The organism is Mesorhizobium sp. M2A.F.Ca.ET.037.01.1.1 (genome assembly GCF_003998075.1).
Classification (GTDB): domain Bacteria; phylum Pseudomonadota; class Alphaproteobacteria; order Rhizobiales; family Rhizobiaceae; genus Mesorhizobium.
Map to the genome: position 1 here is coordinate 1 of NZ_RZSA01001811.1, position 442 is coordinate 442.

General features: G+C 76.2%; 1 pseudogene. It reads left to right on the forward strand.

Features of this window, described 5'->3' with window-relative positions:
* Positions 1 to 155: 155 nt before the first annotated feature.
* Positions 156 to 442, forward strand: a pseudogene (locus EOA27_RS43285) (hypothetical protein); the annotation flags it as partial.

Genomic DNA, 442 nt, shown 5'->3' on the forward strand with positions numbered 1-442 from the left:
GCGCGGGTGTGGCCGGCGCGGTGGCTGCAGCGGGTGGCGTTGCTCCGGCGGCGGGGGGCGTCGTTGCCGCATCAGCCGTTGGCGGTGCGGTTCCAGCCGCCGGCGGCATCGGATTGGCCGCGTCGGTCGTCGGCGCCGCAGCGGGAGGCGTTTGCGTGGCAGGCGCAGGCGCGGCACCGGTCGGCGCAGGCGCCGTTGCCGGGGCGGGCGGCGGCCGCGAGGTCAGCGCCGCGACGGATTCGCCTTCGCCGATCGTGGCCTGTCCGCTAGCCGGACCGGGATCGGTCTCCTTGCCCTCGGGCGTCAGGCGCTGCGTGAACTTGGTCGTGTCGGCGGGCTCGCCTGTAGCGGCCGGAGCTGGGCTCGGCGCGGCCGCCGTCTCGGTCGCAGGCTTGGCCGGAGCAGGCTTGACCAGCGGCTCGGTCGAGACCGTCTTGTTGCC